The sequence below is a fragment of the Ihuprevotella massiliensis genome (assembly GCA_900095835.1).
GTDB classification, from domain to species: domain Bacteria; phylum Bacteroidota; class Bacteroidia; order Bacteroidales; family Bacteroidaceae; genus Alloprevotella; species Alloprevotella massiliensis.
In genome coordinates, this window is the sequence record LT608321.1 from 398,881 (window position 1) to 416,219 (window position 17,339).

The following is a 17,339-nucleotide window of genomic DNA, read 5'->3' on the forward strand; positions in this document are numbered from 1 at the left end:
CGGTATAGAAAAGGTATTCTTTGACGAATAAACCTCCTTTATCCCAAGATTTTTTGTACTTTTGCAGTACATTATTCTCCACAATTAAGCTAAGTCTATTATGTCTCCCATCTTTCTTACAGGACCCTGCGTTATTGAAAATGCCGAACTTCTCGATGTTGTAGCACAGCGATTGGTCGAAATCCGCGAAAAACTCCAAGTAGAAGTGTTTTTCAAAGCATCTTTTGATAAAGCAAACCGCACCTCTCTCCGTTCCTTCCGAGGTCCAGGTCTAGAAAAAGGTCTGCAAATGCTGGCAGATATTAAAGCACGCTACAATCTTCCCTTGACCACAGATATTCATGAGAGTTATCAAGCTGCTGCAGCGGGAGAAGTGATTGATGTGCTTCAGATTCCCGCCTTTTTGTGTAGACAAACAGATCTCCTTGTTGCTGCATCACAAACTGGTCGTGTGGTAAACGTAAAGAAGGCACAATTTCTTTCTGGGGAAGACATGCGCTACCCTGTAGAAAAATGCCGCGAAGCTGGTGCTAAAGAGGTTTGGCTGACAGAAAGAGGAACAACATTTGGTTACAACAACCTTATTGTAGATTTCAGAAACCTCCCTATCATGTCACAATGGGCGGATAGAGTGATCATGGATTGCACACATTCTGTGCAACGTCCTGGTGGTGGTAATGGCACAACTTCTGGAGATCGTCAATTTGTCCCTGCTATGGCAAAGGCAGCAAAAGCTTTTGGCGCTCAAGGATACTTTATAGAAACGCACCCCAATCCAGAGATTGCTCTCTCAGATGGTCCTAATATGCTCTTTCTTGACGACTTAGAGACGCTAGTTTCAGAATTACTCTAAGTCAACTCTGAGTCTGCACTACATTTCATCCCTATTCCACGCTTTACCTCTCATTGATTATGTCTCGCATCATAGATACAGCTATACAATGCTTACGCGATGAAGCACAAGCACTTATTGATTTAATTCCCACTATCGGCACAGAATTTGAACGTGCCGTGGAATTAATTTTGCAATGCCGCGGTAAAGTCATTGTTTCTGGCGTAGGTAAAAGTGGGCACATCGGTGCTAAAATCGCGGCAACACTATCTTCTACTGGTACTCCTAGCTTCTTTATCAATCCCCTTGATGCTTTTCATGGGGATCTAGGTGTTATTGGTACCGAAGACTTAGTACTTGCCATTTCAAACTCTGGAGAAACAGACGAACTACTTCGTTTTTTTCCTTATCTTATAGCAAGAAAAATTCCTGTCATTGGCATGAGTGGTAATCCCAAATCTCTCTTAGCCCAATACAGTTCGGTCCACCTCAATATAAGTGTGGAACGCGAAGCATGCCCCATGGGATTAGCTCCTACCACTAGTACCACGGTTACACTAGCCATGGGAGATGCTTTAGCTTGTGCTCTCATTGTTGCTCGCGATTTCAAGGCTAGCGACTTTGCACAATTCCACCCAGGTGGTGCACTAGGCAGACGTTTACTCACTTGCGCTAAAGATGTGATGCACACGGATAACCTTCCGACCATAGCCCCTATGACACTTATGGGCGATGCTTTGATGCACATGACCAGTGGACGCTTGGGCTTGTGTGTAGCCGTGGAAAAGAATAATATCGTCGGCATCGTTACTGACGGAGATATCCGCCGAGCCATGGAAAAATTTGGAGACAATTTCTTCCAGCATACAGTAGCAGAGGTCATGACTCCACATCCCAAGAGCGTAAGCCCAGATACTAAAGTAGTAAAGATTGACGAAATGATGAAGCAACACAAGATTCACTCTGTTCTTGTTGTTAATGAACAAGGCAATCTTCTGGGCATCGTCGACTCCTTCTGCACAATGCTTTAACGACCTATCTTCACAACGAGTAAAACAAACTACTCGCCTTCCTTACACTTCTTACTGCATGCGCAATCCTTCCTTTACGATACTCAAAGCCATAGCCATTATTCTAGTGGTTATAGCTCACTCTGCAGCACCCGCCTATTTGTCTAACTTTGCCTATTTGGTTGGTGTGCCTGCTTTTTTTGTACTTTCTGGTTACTTCTTCAAACTAGATAATCTGGACAATACTTCTGATTTCCTAATTCGCCGAACTAAGACGCTATACCTTCCTTTTATCAAATGGGGGGTATTCTTTCTTATACTGCACAACCTATTCTTTGAAGTTGGATTTCTATCTGAAAGCTATGGAAATGCCCAAGGTGGAGTAACACATCCCTACAATTGGACACAAGCTGCTCAACATCTTTGGAGCATGGTCTTTAACATGTCAGGTTATGATCCCTTTATGGCTGGAGCTTTTTGGTTTTTCCGCGCTCTCTTCTTGGCAAATATCGCATTTATCTTTCTTTTCAAAGCAACTAGACGGCTAGGAAAACTTAAGACGTCCACATTACAAGTAGTTTCTGTTATAATTCTTGCTTTTCTTCTTGCACTATGGCAAGCCTCTATGGGACTTCATATAACAGGTGTGGCGCAAGGTGGCTACAGAGAACTAATGGGCATTGTACTCATTGGAATAGGCTTCCTCTTACATCGTGCTGATGAAGCTCCGGTTACAGCGATTTGGCGCAACCCTCTTATTATGCTAGTTGCCAGTTCTGTGGTTTTAGCAATTCTCACGTTTGTCTATCCCGTTTCGATGGCAGCCAAGCCTGGAAGTGTGCTTTCCGTCCCTATACTCACCATCGCTGGCACAGCTGCTTTCATTTGGCTACGAAGTCTTTCGCACTATATTATACAGCTTCCTGAAAAATACACTCAATGGCTCCAACTCACAGGAGAAAACAGCCTGTATATCTTCGTTTTTCATCTCTTGGCGTTTAAGGTTGCTAGTATGATTAAGGTTAGTGTGTATCAACTAGACTGGGAGATGGTTGGAGGTCATCCAGTAGTTCAACATGAACTGGGAGATGGCTTTTGGTTGCTCTATACTTTCATGGGTGTATTACTTCCACTTCTACCTATTTGGATTTGGAAAAAAATAACCAATCAGCACCAATTTAACGTGACAAACCCCAGAGATTGGCTCCGTCTTTTTGTTCTCTTAGGACTGCTCATCTACAAAGGTACGATTGCTTTAGGACAACTCATTGTAAACTTATTTATCAACCTGGGTAAATCAACTGTTTCCTTATTAAAAGCTATTTGGAAAGCCTCAAACCCCAAAGAAGATTAAGTAATCCTCATTAAGTTACAAAGAATTCCTTTGAGTCGTCTTTGTCTTTAAATAAGAAATTGATACTTTTGCATTACCATTTACTCAGATGTAACTAAAAACGAAAAGTAGGATATAGTCCCACACAGCCCGTTGTAGTCCGTCTGTCTTCATTAATTGCAACATAACATACTCTACAATATGTATAGAACTCACAACTGTGGCGAGCTACGCATTAGCGAAGTTGGTCAAACTGTAACCCTAGCTGGTTGGGTACAACGCACACGTAAAATGGGAGGTATGACGTTCGTTGACCTTCGTGATCGTTACGGCATCACTCAGCTCGTATTCAATGAAGAAACCGACGCAGATCTCTGCGCACGTGCCAACAAACTAGGTCGTGAATTTGTGATACAAGTCGAAGGAACTGTCAATGAGCGCTACGCTAAAAACGACAAGATGGCGACAGGCGACATTGAAATCATAGTCTCTTCCCTTAATGTGCTAAATGCAAGTGAGGTACCTCCATTCACAATTGAAGAAAACACAGACGGTGGCGACGACCTTCGTATGAAGTATCGCTATCTAGATTTGCGTCGTAGTAATGTGCGTGCCAACCTAGAACTCCGTCATAAGTTTTGTCTTGCCGTTCGCGAATATCTCGACAATCTAGATTTTCTTGAGATTGAAACTCCTATTCTTGTCGGTTCTACTCCAGAGGGTGCAAGAGACTTCATCGTACCTTCTCGTATGAATCCAGGTCAGTTCTATGCACTTCCTCAAAGTCCCCAGACTTTGAAGCAACTTTTGATGGTTGCTGGCATGGATCGTTATTTCCAAATTGTGAAGTGTTTCCGTGATGAAGACCTCCGCGCTGACAGACAGCCTGAGTTCACTCAGATTGACTGCGAAATGTCCTACGTAGAGCAAGATGATATCATCAATACTTTCGAAGGTCTTACCAAATACCTCTTCAAGAAGGTTCGCAACTACGACCTTGGTGATACTCCTTTCCTTCGTCTCTCATGGCATGAGGCTATGCGTCGCTTCGGTAGTGATAAGCCCGATATGCGCTTTGGTATGGAATTTGTCGAACTCAAGGACGTTTTCCAAGGAAAAAGCGACTTTGCGGTCTTTAATGATGCAGCCTATATCGGAGGTATTTGTGCAGAAGGATGTGCATCCTACACACGCAAACAGATTGACGAATTGACCAATTTCGTAAAATCTCAACAAGTAGGTGCAAAGGGCTTAGTTTATGCTCGTGTTGCAGAAGATGGAAGTGTAAAGAGTTCTGTTGATAAGTTCTATTCACAAGATGTTCTTCAACAACTCCGTGATGCAATGGGCGCCAAACCAAGTGACCTCCTTCTTATCCTTAGTGGTGAAGATGCTAATAAGACGCGCAAGCAACTTTGCGAACTTCGCCTATTGATGGGAGAACGCTTGGGCTTGAGAGACAAAAACAAGTTTGCTCTCTTGTGGGTTGTAGACTTCCCCATGTTCGAATACAGCGAAGAGGAAGACCGCTTGATGGCTATGCACCACCCATTTACCTCACCCAAACCATCAGATATCGACAAATTGGACACCAATCCAGCAGAAGTTCTTGCTGATGCTTACGACATGGTATGTAATGGTGTCGAAGTTGGGGGTGGTTCTATCCGTATCCACGACGCAGTTCTCCAAGCTAAGATTTTCAAGGTGCTTGGTTTTACACCAGAAAAAGCTCAAGAGCAATTTGGTTTCTTGATGAACGCATTCAAATATGGTGCACCTCCTCATGGTGGTTTGGCGTATGGTCTCGACCGCTTCGTAAGTCTGTTTGCTGGCTTAGATAGTATTCGCGACTGCATCGCATTCCCCAAGAATAACTCTGGTCGTGATGTCATGCTTGATGCACCTTCTGTAGTGGATCAAAAGCAATTAGACGAACTTATGCTTGACCTTCGTCCTCTCCAAGCGTAAGTTCTGCACAATAGTCCATAATACGTATTATTATAGCACCTCGGCGCGTGCGTCGAGGTGCTTATTCTTATATATTCTGCCATGATTTACTCCATGACAGGCTACGGCAAAGCTGAAGCCACTTACAACGGAAAAAAAATCCACATAGAAGTCAAATCGCTCAACAGCAAAAATCTGGACTTGAGCACGCGTATTCCTTCCATCTATCGAGAAAAGGAAATGGATATTCGCAAATTTGCGGCAGCAGAATTGGAGCGAGGAAAGGTGGAATTAACCATTTGGTGTGAAAAAGGTACAGAGCAAGCAGGTTTAACTATCAACCCTTCTGCTGTAGCTTCCTACCTCCAACAAATGCAAACCATCAGCGATGAGACTAGTGGTTTGGCCATGCCTAACCCTTCAGACTTGTGGGCTATTCTGATACGTCTCCCAGAACTCACACAGTCTGCACCTCTTGAAACTGTTGCTGACGAAGAATGGGAAGTAGTTTCTGCGGCACTCAAACAAGCCATTTGCCAACTGAAGGATTTCCGTCGTCAAGAAGGGGAAGCACTTGCTCTCAAATTTGCTCATAACATTGACTGCATTGAAGCGTTGATGAAGAGCATTGAGCCTTTCGAAAAAAGTCGCGTCGAAAAGATTCGCACTAGACTTGAGGAGCGCATTGCCGAGCTTCCCAGTCTAGACATCGATAAGAGCCGCTTGGAACAAGAGCTTATTTATTACATTGAGAAGTTAGACATCAATGAAGAAAAACAACGATTGACCAATCACCTCAACTATTTCCTTGAAACTCTCTCAGGACCGCATGGACAAGGCAAAAAATTAGGCTTCATTGCTCAAGAGATGGGACGAGAAATTAACACGACTGGCTCAAAAAGCAACCAAGCAGAGATGCAAAATATAGTAGTGAAAATGAAGGACGAACTAGAACAGATCAAAGAACAAGTACTCAACGTTCTTTAATGCCTAACTGCAAGTATTCTTTCTCATCCACTCACTACTCTATTACACAAATACTCATGACTAAAGTTATCGTATTTTCAGCACCCTCTGGCTCAGGCAAAAGCACGCTAGTGCAACATCTTATAGAACAAGGACTCAATCTTCATTTCTCCATTAGTGCAACTAGTCGCCCTCCACGTGGTCAAGAACAACATGGGGTCGAATACTTTTTCCTCTCTCCCGAGGAGTTTCGAGCTCATATCGAGGCAAACGACTTTTTAGAATACGAAGAAGTCTACAAAGACCGCTACTATGGAACATTAACTTCTCAAGTAGAAAGTCAACTAGCTGCTGGAGAAAATGTCATCTGCGACATCGATGTTAAAGGTGGCATCAACATCAAAAAACACTACGGAGCTCGTTGTCTCGCTATCTTCATCCAACCTCCTTCAGTAGCAGCCCTGAAATCCCGTCTGGAAAATCGTGGCACAGAAACACCAGAAGCCATTCAAATGCGATTAGATAAAGCTGAGTATGAAATGAGCTTCGCCTCTCAGTTTGACACTATCATTGTGAACGACGACCTTGAAACTGCAAAGTCAGAAATTTACCGAGTAGTTAGCGAGTTCATCAACCAATAACCCTTCCACACGTTGTATTGAATTCTATCTCAGAAATTTTAATTATTAGGGTGTATTCTAGGAAGTATATTTACGATATACCCCTAAAGTACACCCATCTTCTATAGTCCGAGATATGTATCGCCTCCTCTTTAAGCGTCTCATCGACATCATTGCCTCTGCCATTCTCCTTTGCTTAGCAAGTCCCCTTCTACTACTTACAGCTTTAGGGCTATACTTTTCTAACAACCGAAGAGATGTTTTTTTTCTGCAAAGGCGTCCTGGGCTGCATGGTAAGATTTTTCGCATCATTAAGTTTAAGACAATGAATGATGCCAAAGACAGAAATGGCAATCTATTGCCTGATGCAGATCGTATCACTAAGGTAGGAAAATTGGTGCGAACGACGTCATTAGATGAACTACCACAGCTCATCAACGTCTTAAAAGGCGAGATGTCGCTTATAGGCCCTCGTCCTCTTCTACCAGAGTATCTCTCATTATATAGTACAGAGCAAGCGCGTAGACACGAAGTTCGTCCTGGAATTACAGGGTGGGCACAATGTCATGGACGCAATGCAATTAGCTGGAAGCAAAAGTTGGCCTACGACGTTTGGTACGTAGATAATATTTCTTTGAAAACAGACGTAAAGGTTCTGTGGCTAACATTTAAGGCGGTTATTCATCGCTCAGGAATTTCTCAAGAAGGTCACGCAACTGCAGAACCTTTCAATGGTGACAACTAGTAATAAAGACACTGTAGCCATACTAAGGACTTTTCGTATTCGTCTAGTAGGTTGGCGCGACATTAATAAACCTTGTTGATATCAAGAAATGAAACAAAACATACTTATAACCTCTGTTGGAAAGCGTGTTGTACTAACAGAAATCTTCAAAGAAGCCGTCAAACTTCGTCAATTAGACGCTAAAGTTTTTACCACAGACCTATCCCCTGTGCAAAGTCCTGCTGGTTATGTATCAGATTTTTGCTTCGCAGTGCCACGTTGCACAGATGAAAATTACATTTCCACGCTTCTACAACTGTGCATTGATCATAACATAAATGTGGTCATTCCAACTATAGACACTGAGCTTGCTGTTCTTGCCAGAAACCATACTCTCTTTCAAGAACATGGTGTACAAATCATTGTCTCGGACTTAGATTTCATTGAAAAATGTAGAGATAAACGTAGCACTCACCAATTGTTCAAGCATCTAAATATAGACATTCCTGCAGAGATTGACAAATACACTCCAAGATTTCCCCTTTTTGCAAAGCCATACGATGGCTCGTTAAGCTGCAACACACACTATATCGAAAGTGCAAGCCAATTGACGCAAGAACTTTTGGAAGACCCCAAATTAATCTTTATGGATTATGTGAATCCTAAAGAGTTTAATGAATATACTGTAGATTTGTATTACGGAGCAGACCACCATCTTAAATGTATTGTCCCAAGGGAACGCCTTTCTATTAGAGCAGGAGAAATCAATAAAGGAATCACGAGAAAGAACCTCATCGTCGATTATCTCAAACAGAGAATATCCTTTCTACCAGGTGTAAGAGGGGTTATCTGTTTGCAATTATTTATGAGACCAAGTGATGGAAAAATCTATGGTATTGAAATAAACCCACGTTTTGGTGGAGGATACCCCCTATCCTATTACTCCAAAGCAAACTATCCTCTGCACATCATAGACGAATATCTTCTAGGGCTTCCTGTGTCCTATTACGATACTTGGGAAAACAATACACTTATGCTCAGATATGACCGCGAAATCATTGTACCCAATTGTGATAGTCTTTGACTTAGATGATACCCTTTATAAGGAAATAAATTATCTACGCTCTGCATTCCAATATATACTGACGCATTATGGGCTCTCTCAATATTTTGAGACTTTCTTGCAAACCTATCAACAAGGAAAAGACGCTTTTGAGTGGTTAATATCCAATTATTTACCACAGATATCCAAAGAAGAGCTAATAGAGTTATATCGTAACCATATACCATCCATAGCACTATCCCAAGAAGTCTATTCTGCTCTTGAATCTCTTTCTCTGAATCCCAATGTTACCTTAGGGATTATCACCGATGGACGGACAAGAACTCAACTAAACAAGATAGGTGCACTTGGGCTCTATGACTTTATTAGCGACGACCACATCATCATTTCAGAACGATTTGGTTTCGCTAAGCCCAATCCTGCCAATTATCTCTATTTTATGGAGAATATAGAAGCTCAAGAGTATTGGTATGTCGGGGATAATGTTCAAAAAGACTTCATTGCACCCAACCAGTTAAAGTGGAAAACAATCTGCTTAAATGATGATGGCCTCAACATTCACGCTCAAAATGTAGTTGTAAATGACGCTTATTTGCCCCAGATACGGATTGATAGTCTTTCTGAACTCTTAGTGTTCGCTACACAACTACCTAGCGCCTAACTCATGGTCCAACAATCTTGTATCATGCTGTAATAGGTAATTCCACAAAACTTCATTTCATTGACACAGGTTCTATCCCTATAAAATCAATTCTTGCCTCTTCTGTTTTGGTAACCCTAAAACAATAAAGTGAGCAACAACAGAAAATGTCGAAGATTTTCTCTTTTATAACGGAGTTTTTTGCAAATTCTCCGAGAATTTCTGAGAAGGCTACGACATATACTGGACAAACCTGAAATAATAACCGGCACAAGCGTACAGAATTTTCATCGCATCATAGCCGAGTGGTGGAATCTATAGACAAAACCTTAAATACCCCTCGGAATTGCCTAGGCTTTCGGAGAGAACACTTGCCAGTTTCGCAGTAAAATTGTAAATTTGCACAAGTGTGATTACGCTTATATAGCCGCCTATATCAGTACTTCACACCTGCTTTGAGAAAGTCAAGTCCTATCTCCTATGTCTCCGTTAAAACTCTCCGAACTAAACCATCTTGTTCAGCAAGTGTTGAGCTTGCAATTTTCTGACACCTATTGGGTGGTAGCAGAAATTTCAGAGTGTCGAGAGGCTTCTAATGGTCATTGCTATCTTGAGCTAGTAGAAAAAGACGAAGAAAAAGCAGGAAGCTTCACGGCTAAAGCCCGTGCAAACATTTGGAGAAATGTATGGCAGCAAATAAAGTTTAACTTTGCCCGTGAAACAGGTCGTGCTTTGGGTGCTGGGCTGAAGATTTTAGCTGAAGTGTCCGTGCAATTTCATGAGGTGTATGGATTTTCACTCACCATTCATGACATTGACTCCACTTATACGCTAGGAGAACAGCAAAAGAAACGACAAATCATTCTCCAACAATTGGAGGAAGATGGTGTGCTGACCCTTAACAAAGAATTGGAACTACCAGCTGTCATTCAGCGTATTGCAGTGATCAGTGCAGCTGGTGCAGCAGGCTATGGAGACTTTATGAACCAGTTGGAACAATCTGGCTTTAACTTTCAAACTCGTTTGTTTCCTGCTACCATGCAAGGTGCACTCGTTGCTGAATCAGTGATAAATGCCCTCGACCTCATTGCTGCCGACCAAGAAAAATGGGATGTAGTCGTTCTCATTCGTGGAGGTGGAGCTACAAGTGATTTAGACGGATACGAGAACTACGACCTCGCAGCTAATGTTGCGCAGTTTCCTCTCCCTATACTCACAGGAATCGGGCACGAACGCGACGACACGGTGGTAGACTTTGTAGCACATACACGATGCAAGACCCCAACGGCTGTAGCTGCTTTCTTGATCGAACGAATGCAAAATGTGCATGCAGTGATAGAGAACTTACGCGAACGCCTGAACCGAGCTACAATGGACTATCTGCAGATGCTTCAGTTACGCTTTGAACGCTTAGGGCAACGATATTCCACTGCTGCTATCAACTTTGTAAATCGACAACAACAAGTGCATCATCGCTTGGCACAACGGATTTCAGCAGGGATTCACGAACAACTTTACTCGCAATCTCAGCATTTGCAAACCGTAGCTTCTCGCTTGCAAACCAACACCCACCTACTAATTGAGCGTAAAGAGCATCAGTTATCACTCTTTGCACAAACACTTCGTTGGGCTGATCCACAACGCACTTTGGCAATGGGATACTCTATTACTTACACGTCTGACGGAAAACTATTGAGCGCTGCTAGTGCTCTTCCACCAGGAACGGGACTTCGCACAGTTGTTGCTGATGGAGAAGTCTGGAGTACTATAAACGAAATCTCATAACGAAACATTAAGCTCCCTACCTTTCATTCTAGATATGGCTAAAAAGTCTGCACTTTCCTATGAGGAAGCACTCTCCGAATTGGAGAGTATAGTCACAGCTATCGAAAGCGGTGACTTACCCATTGACCAACTCACCCCACGCTTGGCACGTGCGCAAGAACTTCTTGCCTGCTGCAAACAACAACTCGAAAAAGTAAATACAGACGTAAAGAAGATTCTCGAACATGAGTAAGAATAAATTGGCAAAATTTGCCGAGATGGCAAGCTACGATCATGTCATTGAAGCCCCATTTCAAACACCTGATACTCCTTATCATCCATTGCGTGGTAAATGGCATGCAGAGTTTTTTAAGAATGACAATCCAATCGTTCTCGAACTCGGTTGTGGACGTGGAGAATACTGTGTAGGCTTAGGGCGCATGTTCCCTAACAAAAACTTTATTGGTGTGGATATCAAGGGTGCCCGCATGTACACAGGAGCCACTGAAGCCAAGAATGAAGGATTGACGAACGTGGGATTCCTGCGTACTCACATTGAATTTATAGACAAATTCTTTACCCCAAACGAAGTCGCTGAAATATGGCTCACTTTCTCTGATCCTCAAATGAGAAAAGCCACCAAACGACTAACGTCCACCCATTTCTTGGAGCGTTACCGCCGATTGTTACAAGACAACGGTATAGTACACCTAAAGACGGACTCTAATTTTCTCTATACCTATACTTCTTGCATGGTAGAAGCCAATCATTTACCAGTGCTTTTCCAAACAGATGATTTGTACCACACACTTTCTGCTGAGGAAGACGCGGAGGTGAAAGAGATTCTAGGCATTCGCACTTATTATGAGCAACAATGGATTGACCGCGGGCTCAACATCAAGTATCTAAAGTTCCGCTTGCCTCAAGATGGAAATCTCATAGAACCTGAAGTTGAAATTGAACTAGACGACTATCGTTCCTACAACCGCAGTAAACGTTCTGGATTGACAACTAGTAAGTAATTCCTATTTCAACGAAAAGTCACAACAAATATTCATCTCAACTCTGAATTATATGCTCAAACATATTGTTATGTGGCGCTACAAAGATGGCGCAGAAGGTAAAAGTTCGCAAGAACACGCTCAATGGATGAAACAAAACCTCGAAGCTCTCGTTGGCGTAGTCCCTGAAATCCAAAGTCTAGAGTACGGCATTGACGAAATGTCCACCCCAGCCTCATATCACGGCGTACTCACTGTGGTTGTTGCAGATGCAGAAGCGTTGAAGTGCTATGCAAACCACCCAGAACACCTCAAGATTGTGGATTATGCAAGCAAAGTCACAGAGAGTCGAGTAGTCGTAGATTATACTCTCTAAACCTAAAATACAGACATAACTAACTAATCATGACGCTATATCCAAAACTCATCACCGACATTCTCGCAACTGTTCGCTATCCAGGCAACGGTAAAAACATTATTGAGGCGGAAATGCTCTATGATGACCCTCGTATCGATGGGATGAAAGTGAGTTTTTCTATCGTATTTGATAAGAATCCAGACCCATTCATGAAGAGTCTTTTCAAATCTATAGAGTCCACTATTCATCGTGAAATAAGTCCTGACGTAGAAGTCACTATTACTCCCCAATATCGCTTAGCAGAACGTCCAGAGGCTGGTAAACTTTTACCCCAAGTAAAGAATATTATCGCAGTAAGTTCTGGTAAAGGCGGCGTAGGCAAAAGCACTGTCTCCGCTAATCTAGCAGTAGCTCTTGCTGCACAAGGTTATAAGGTAGGACTTCTCGACGCAGATGTCTTCGGACCTTCTATGCCCAAGATGTTTAGTTTAGAAAACGAAGCTATCTATGCACACATCGTTGAAGGTAGACAACTTTTGATTCCTGCGTTGAAATACGGGGTAAAACTCTTATCCGTTGGATTCTTTGTCAATCCTGAGACTGCCACTCTTTGGCGTGGTTCGATGGCTTCCAACACGTTGAAGCAGCTTATTGCTGATGCAGACTGGGGAGAACTCGACTATCTCATACTCGACACTCCTCCTGGTACCAGTGACATTCATTTGACTCTTCTTCAAACATTAGCAATTACAGGTGCTGTCATTGTTTCCACTCCGCAACAAGTGGCTTTGGCAGATGCGAGAAAGGGCATCGACATGTATCGCAATGAGAAAGTGAACGTGCCTATCTTAGGACTGGTAGAAAATATGGCATGGTTCACCCCTGCTGAGCTCCCAGAAAATAAATACTACATTTTTGGAAAAGAAGGTGCAACACGATTGGCAGAAGAGCTTGATGCACCAGTTTTAGCTCAAATTCCCATTGTACAAAGTATTTGTGATGGAGGGGACAACGGAGAGCCAGTAGCACTCAATCCAAATACTATCACAGGTCAAGCATTTGCTCACCTTGCACAACGCGTAGTAGAGGAAACCGAGCGCCGCAACCGAGAACTAGCACCTACTCAAGTGGTTGAAATTGAAGTTAAACGTGCGGAGGATCTAAAATAAACAGGCTCTGTTTAACCGTCCTCCTACTGCCTTACATTAGTAACAACCGAGTAAAAAATTACGCATCGCGCATATCTCTCAGAGTGCGTGCGGCTAAAACTACATTCAAATGTAGTATTAATTCCCGACAGCCTATTTCCCTAGAGAAATACCTGTCGGGATTTTTTTGCTCTTGCGCAGAAAAAAAACATCTGCGCAGAAGTTCTCACCAAAAACAACGCTACAACCACATTTTTTTCGTAAATTCGCGGTAAACTAAGCGGAGAACACAGTTTCTGTCCACCAAGAACAACTTTTATTCTTGTAAAGTACACTGCATTCCTCTCCCTCATAGTTCATAAACAATGGCTAGAGCAAATCAAAAAACTTGGATTGTTCCTGAAGGAATCACACCTACAGAGCTAGATCTAAAGGTATTAGAATATCAAGAGAAGGGCTTTATTGTACCCTCTCGCCAACTTATTAAGACGCCTGAACAAATAGAAGGTATCCGCCGTGCTGGAGTCATCAATACTGGTGCACTAGACTTGGTAGCAAAGTCCATCAAAGAGGACATGTCTACCGCTGAAATTGATAGACTTGTAGCTGAATATATTGCAGACAATGGGGCTATTGCAGCTTGTCTTGGATATGAAGGATTTCCCAAAAGCTGTTGCACTAGTATCAACGAGGTGGTTTGTCATGGCATTCCCTCTGACGAAGAACTTTTGTGGGATGGCGACATCATCAATGTCGATGTTACCACCATCAAAGATGGCTACTATGCTGATGCGTCTCGCATGTTTATGATAGGTAATGTTGAGCCAAAGGTTAAAAAGTTGGTGGAAGACACCAAACGCTGCCTTGAAATCGGTGCAGAAGCTGCTCGTCCTTGGGGCTTTGTAGGCGATATTGGTCGTGCAATAGAAAAGTATGCTAAACCTAAAGGCTACAGCATCGTACGCGACCTAGCTGGTCATGGTGTCGGTCTAGAGTTTCATGAAGATCCAGTGGTAGATCACTATGATACGCACCATCGTGGCATGCTTCTTGTTCCAGGTATGGTCTTCACCATCGAACCGATGATTAACATGGGGGTACCCGATGTCTTCATCGATGAAGAAGACGGCTGGACAGTTGTGACAGAAGACGAATTGCCTTCAGCACAATGGGAACACACATTCCTCGTTACAGAAACAGGATTGGAGATTCTCACCCACTAATACCCACTTTTTTTACTTTCATTCTTATGCCTATCACACTTCTCGCTATAGAATCTAGTTGCGACGACACTTCTGCTGCAGTGATGCGCGATGGGATGTTGCTCAGCAACGTTACTGCTTCTCAAGCTGTGCATGAAATGTATGGTGGTGTTGTACCAGAATTAGCTAGTCGCGCTCACCAACAAAACATTGTTCCCGTGGTTGATGCTGCGCTCAAGCAAGCTGAAGTAGATAAATCAGAACTTTCTGCTATCGCAGTAACCCTTGGTCCTGGACTTATGGGTAGTTTGCTCGTAGGAGTAAGCTTTGCCAAAGGTCTTGCAGCAAGTCTTGGAATTCCGCTCATTGACGTCAACCATCTCCATGGTCATATTTTGGCGCATTTCATTCAGACACCAGATGAACAAAAGGAAGTCCCTCCCTACCCCTTCCTTTGTTTACTCGTAAGTGGTGGAAATTCACAAATTGTTAAGGTGAACGCACACAATGATTTTGAGGTGCTTGGACAAACTATTGACGACGCTGCCGGCGAAGCTATCGATAAATGTTCTAAAGTAATGGGACTTGGCTATCCTGGTGGTCCTATTATTGACAGAATGGCACGCCAAGGAAATCCTAAGGCTTTCACTTTTGCAAAACCGAATCTCCCTGGCTACGACTATAGTTTCTCAGGACTCAAAACCTCTTTCCTCTATTTCTTACGCGATAAGATTGCAGAGAACCCCAACTTCATTGAAGAAAACAAAAACGACTTAGCTGCGTCACTTGAAGCCACCATCATTGACATCTTGATGAAGAAGCTAAAACAAGCCGCCAAGGACACAGGTATCAAGCATGTGGCTCTTGCCGGTGGCGTCAGTGCAAATAGCGCACTACGCAAAGCCTTTCAAGACATGGAGGAAAAGGGAATCTGGAAGATTTATATCCCCAAATTCTCTTATACCACCGACAATGCGGCAATGATTGCCATGAGTGGACATTATCGCTACCTAGATGGTGAGTTTTGTTCACTTGACAAACCCGCATTTTCTCGTACAGTATTCTAACTTATTCATTCATCCATACCCCATCTCACATCTTATGGACTTAGATTTGAAAGTTGTCAGCAAGGAAGTAAATGAAATCCTCTGGCGTAATCACCAAACTCTCTCTGTAGCTGAAAGCTGCACCTCTGGTCGTATTGCAAGTGTCATCACTGCAGTTCCAGGTTCTTCGCAATATTTCAAAGGTGGTGTTATAGCTTACGCCAACGAAGTTAAAATAAACCTCCTCGGTGTTGACGCACAGATTATCGAAGAGAAGACACCTGTGTGTGAAGAAGTCGCAGTGCAAATGGCACAAGGCGCACGCAAAACCTTTGGAACGGACTATTCTGTTTCTGTAACAGGATTTGCGGGTCCTGGTGGTCACGACTCTGGCAAAAATTCAGTTTTAGTAGGTACTATCTGGATTGCCGTGGCTTCTTCTACTAACGTAAAAACTGTCATGCTAGAAGAAGACAACGGTCGTGACAAGAATTTGGCTTCTGCTACATCAACTGCTATGCACTTGCTTCTCACTCTTTTGAGAGAAGAGCTCGGAGAAGGTGAAGAAGCCTAATTGCCCATGAATATATTTGTCATTGTGACAAAAACAGTAAGCGTCGCATCTTATATTAAGTATAAGATGCGACGCTTTTTTTTGCTGCTATTGTCCGCCTCCAAAAAGCCAAAGAGATAGGAGAAACTGTAGAAAAAGGAAATACTTGTAAAAGAGAGATTATATTGATAAAGGGTGGCACTAATAATGAAAAAGAAAATGCCACAAAGCTACAGGAGAGCGAAAACAATTATTGCTACCTAGTAGTAAATTACGAGGTAGCAATAATATGATTGAGAAACTTGCTCAATAGATTTATACAAGATTACTCTTCTTCGGGCTTCATGTTGGTGTAAACATTCTGCACGTCATCAAAGTCTTCAAGACGTTCTACCATCTTGTCGAGAGTTTCGCGCTGCTCAGCAGTAACCTCCTTCAGGTCATTGGGAATGTAAGTGAACTCAGCACTTACAATCTCAAAACCTTCGGCTTCTAGGTGCTTTTGGATTTCACTAAAAGCTTTTGGGTCACCATAAATAGTCACGCTACCTTCTTCTTCATCTTCATCAAACTCATCTTCTACGCCATAATCAATGAGATCCAAGATGAGTTCTTCCATATCAAGACCTTCTTTGTGTTTGAAAGCAAAGACACACTTATGATCGAAGAGGAAAGCCAATGAGCCCATTGTGCCAAGGTTTCCGCTAAACTTATTGAAAACAGAACGAACGTCACCAACTGTACGAGTTGGATTATCTGTAAGAGTGTCTACGAACACAGCAATACCATGAGGACCATATCCTTCATAGGTCATTGTCTTGTAGTCACTTTGGTCCTTACCCATCGCATTTTTGATGGCACGATCAATGTTATCCTTTGGCATATTCTCGCGCTTCGCGGTAGCAATGATGGCACGGAGCGTGGGATTCGTGTCAGGATCTGGACCGCCACCCTTTACAGCAACGGCGATTTGTTTACCAATCTTTGTGAAGGTTCGAGCCATGTGTCCCCAACGCTTCATCTTTGCGGCTTTACGATATTCAAATGCTCTTCCCATAGGAATCTATTTGTTTATGTGATTGTTTGGTCTTATGATAACCACTTCTCCATGTAATGCCACCAGAAAACAAGA

18 protein-coding genes are annotated in these 17,339 nt (G+C 42.8%); 17 read left to right on the forward strand and 1 reads right to left on the reverse strand.

The annotated features are described in order from the left end of the window. The first annotated feature begins 100 nt into the window (after window positions 1-100). The 17 genes from kdsA to BQ2633_RS01900 all read left to right on the forward strand — a co-directional run bounded on the left by kdsA (window position 101) and on the right by BQ2633_RS01900 (window position 16,228). Window positions 101-853 carry a 3-deoxy-8-phosphooctulonate synthase gene (gene kdsA / locus BQ2633_RS01820; protein ID WP_075564758.1) on the forward strand — a complete coding sequence of 251 codons (753 nt, stop codon included), beginning with the start codon at window positions 101-103 and terminating at the stop codon, window positions 851-853. Window positions 854-912: 59 nt separating this feature from the next. Beyond that, entirely contained in the window at window positions 913-1,863 is a 951-nt protein-coding gene (locus BQ2633_RS01825; RefSeq protein ID WP_075564759.1) for a KpsF/GutQ family sugar-phosphate isomerase, read from the forward strand. Window positions 1,864-1,921: 58 nt separating this feature from the next. Continuing rightward, window positions 1,922-3,196, forward strand: coding sequence for an acyltransferase family protein (locus tag BQ2633_RS01830; RefSeq protein WP_075564760.1), 1,275 nt, complete (start codon window positions 1,922-1,924; stop codon window positions 3,194-3,196). Between the two features lie 180 nt (window positions 3,197-3,376). Beyond that, a complete protein-coding gene (gene aspS / locus BQ2633_RS01835; protein WP_075564761.1) occupies window positions 3,377-5,143 on the forward strand; it encodes an aspartate--tRNA ligase in 1,767 nt (588 codons plus the stop codon). Window positions 5,144-5,224: 81 nt separating this feature from the next. Beyond that, window positions 5,225-6,109: a YicC/YloC family endoribonuclease gene (locus BQ2633_RS01840; protein WP_075564762.1), complete on the forward strand. Its 885-nt coding sequence runs from the start codon at window positions 5,225-5,227 to the stop codon at window positions 6,107-6,109. 56 nt (window positions 6,110-6,165) lie between these two features. Next, window positions 6,166-6,729: a guanylate kinase gene (gene gmk, locus BQ2633_RS01845; protein WP_075567131.1), complete on the forward strand. Its 564-nt coding sequence runs from the start codon at window positions 6,166-6,168 to the stop codon at window positions 6,727-6,729. Window positions 6,730-6,844: 115 nt separating this feature from the next. Beyond that, on the forward strand, window positions 6,845-7,453 hold the full coding sequence (locus tag BQ2633_RS01850) for a sugar transferase (protein WP_075564763.1): 609 nt from the start codon (window positions 6,845-6,847) through the stop codon (window positions 7,451-7,453). Window positions 7,454-7,541: 88 nt separating this feature from the next. Further along, window positions 7,542-8,516 carry an ATP-grasp domain-containing protein gene (locus BQ2633_RS01855; protein ID WP_075564764.1) on the forward strand — a complete coding sequence of 325 codons (975 nt, stop codon included), beginning with the start codon at window positions 7,542-7,544 and terminating at the stop codon, window positions 8,514-8,516. After that, window positions 8,476-9,156: an HAD family hydrolase gene (locus BQ2633_RS01860; protein ID WP_075564765.1), complete on the forward strand. Its 681-nt coding sequence runs from the start codon at window positions 8,476-8,478 to the stop codon at window positions 9,154-9,156. Before BQ2633_RS01855 ends, BQ2633_RS01860 begins: the two co-directional genes overlap by 41 nt. Before the next feature lie 459 nt (window positions 9,157-9,615). Then, window positions 9,616-10,920, forward strand: a complete 1,305-nt coding sequence (xseA, locus tag BQ2633_RS01865) for an exodeoxyribonuclease VII large subunit (protein WP_075564766.1) — start codon at window positions 9,616-9,618, stop codon at window positions 10,918-10,920. A gap of 34 nt (window positions 10,921-10,954) precedes the next feature. Continuing rightward, window positions 10,955-11,152, forward strand: a complete 198-nt coding sequence (gene xseB, locus BQ2633_RS01870; RefSeq protein WP_075564767.1) for an exodeoxyribonuclease VII small subunit — start codon at window positions 10,955-10,957, stop codon at window positions 11,150-11,152. Continuing rightward, on the forward strand, window positions 11,145-11,921 hold the full coding sequence (gene trmB / locus BQ2633_RS01875) for a tRNA (guanosine(46)-N7)-methyltransferase TrmB (RefSeq protein ID WP_075564768.1): 777 nt from the start codon (window positions 11,145-11,147) through the stop codon (window positions 11,919-11,921). Before xseB ends, trmB begins: the two co-directional genes overlap by 8 nt. A 52-nt stretch (window positions 11,922-11,973) precedes the next feature. Continuing rightward, a complete protein-coding gene (locus tag BQ2633_RS01880; protein WP_075564769.1) occupies window positions 11,974-12,276 on the forward strand; it encodes a Dabb family protein in 303 nt (100 codons plus the stop codon). Window positions 12,277-12,305: 29 nt separating this feature from the next. Continuing rightward, the gene (locus BQ2633_RS01885; protein ID WP_075564770.1) at window positions 12,306-13,427 is read left to right on the forward strand and encodes an Mrp/NBP35 family ATP-binding protein; all 1,122 of its coding nucleotides are present in this window, start codon (window positions 12,306-12,308) and stop codon (window positions 13,425-13,427) included. 344 nt (window positions 13,428-13,771) lie between these two features. Then, entirely contained in the window at window positions 13,772-14,629 is an 858-nt protein-coding gene (gene map / locus BQ2633_RS01890) for a type I methionyl aminopeptidase (protein WP_075564771.1), read from the forward strand. 26 nt (window positions 14,630-14,655) lie between these two features. Continuing rightward, window positions 14,656-15,675, forward strand: coding sequence for a tRNA (adenosine(37)-N6)-threonylcarbamoyltransferase complex transferase subunit TsaD (gene tsaD / locus BQ2633_RS01895; protein WP_075564772.1), 1,020 nt, complete (start codon window positions 14,656-14,658; stop codon window positions 15,673-15,675). A gap of 34 nt (window positions 15,676-15,709) precedes the next feature. Beyond that, window positions 15,710-16,228 (forward strand): CinA family protein, encoded by a 519-nt coding sequence (locus tag BQ2633_RS01900; protein ID WP_075564773.1) that lies wholly within the window; start codon window positions 15,710-15,712, stop codon window positions 16,226-16,228. Between the two features lie 304 nt (window positions 16,229-16,532). On the opposite strand, the gene BQ2633_RS01905 is transcribed toward BQ2633_RS01900, so the two are convergent. Next, on the reverse strand, window positions 16,533-17,264 hold the full coding sequence (locus BQ2633_RS01905; protein ID WP_075564774.1) for a YebC/PmpR family DNA-binding transcriptional regulator: 732 nt from the start codon (window positions 17,262-17,264) through the stop codon (window positions 16,533-16,535). Window positions 17,265-17,339: the final 75 nt, after the last annotated feature.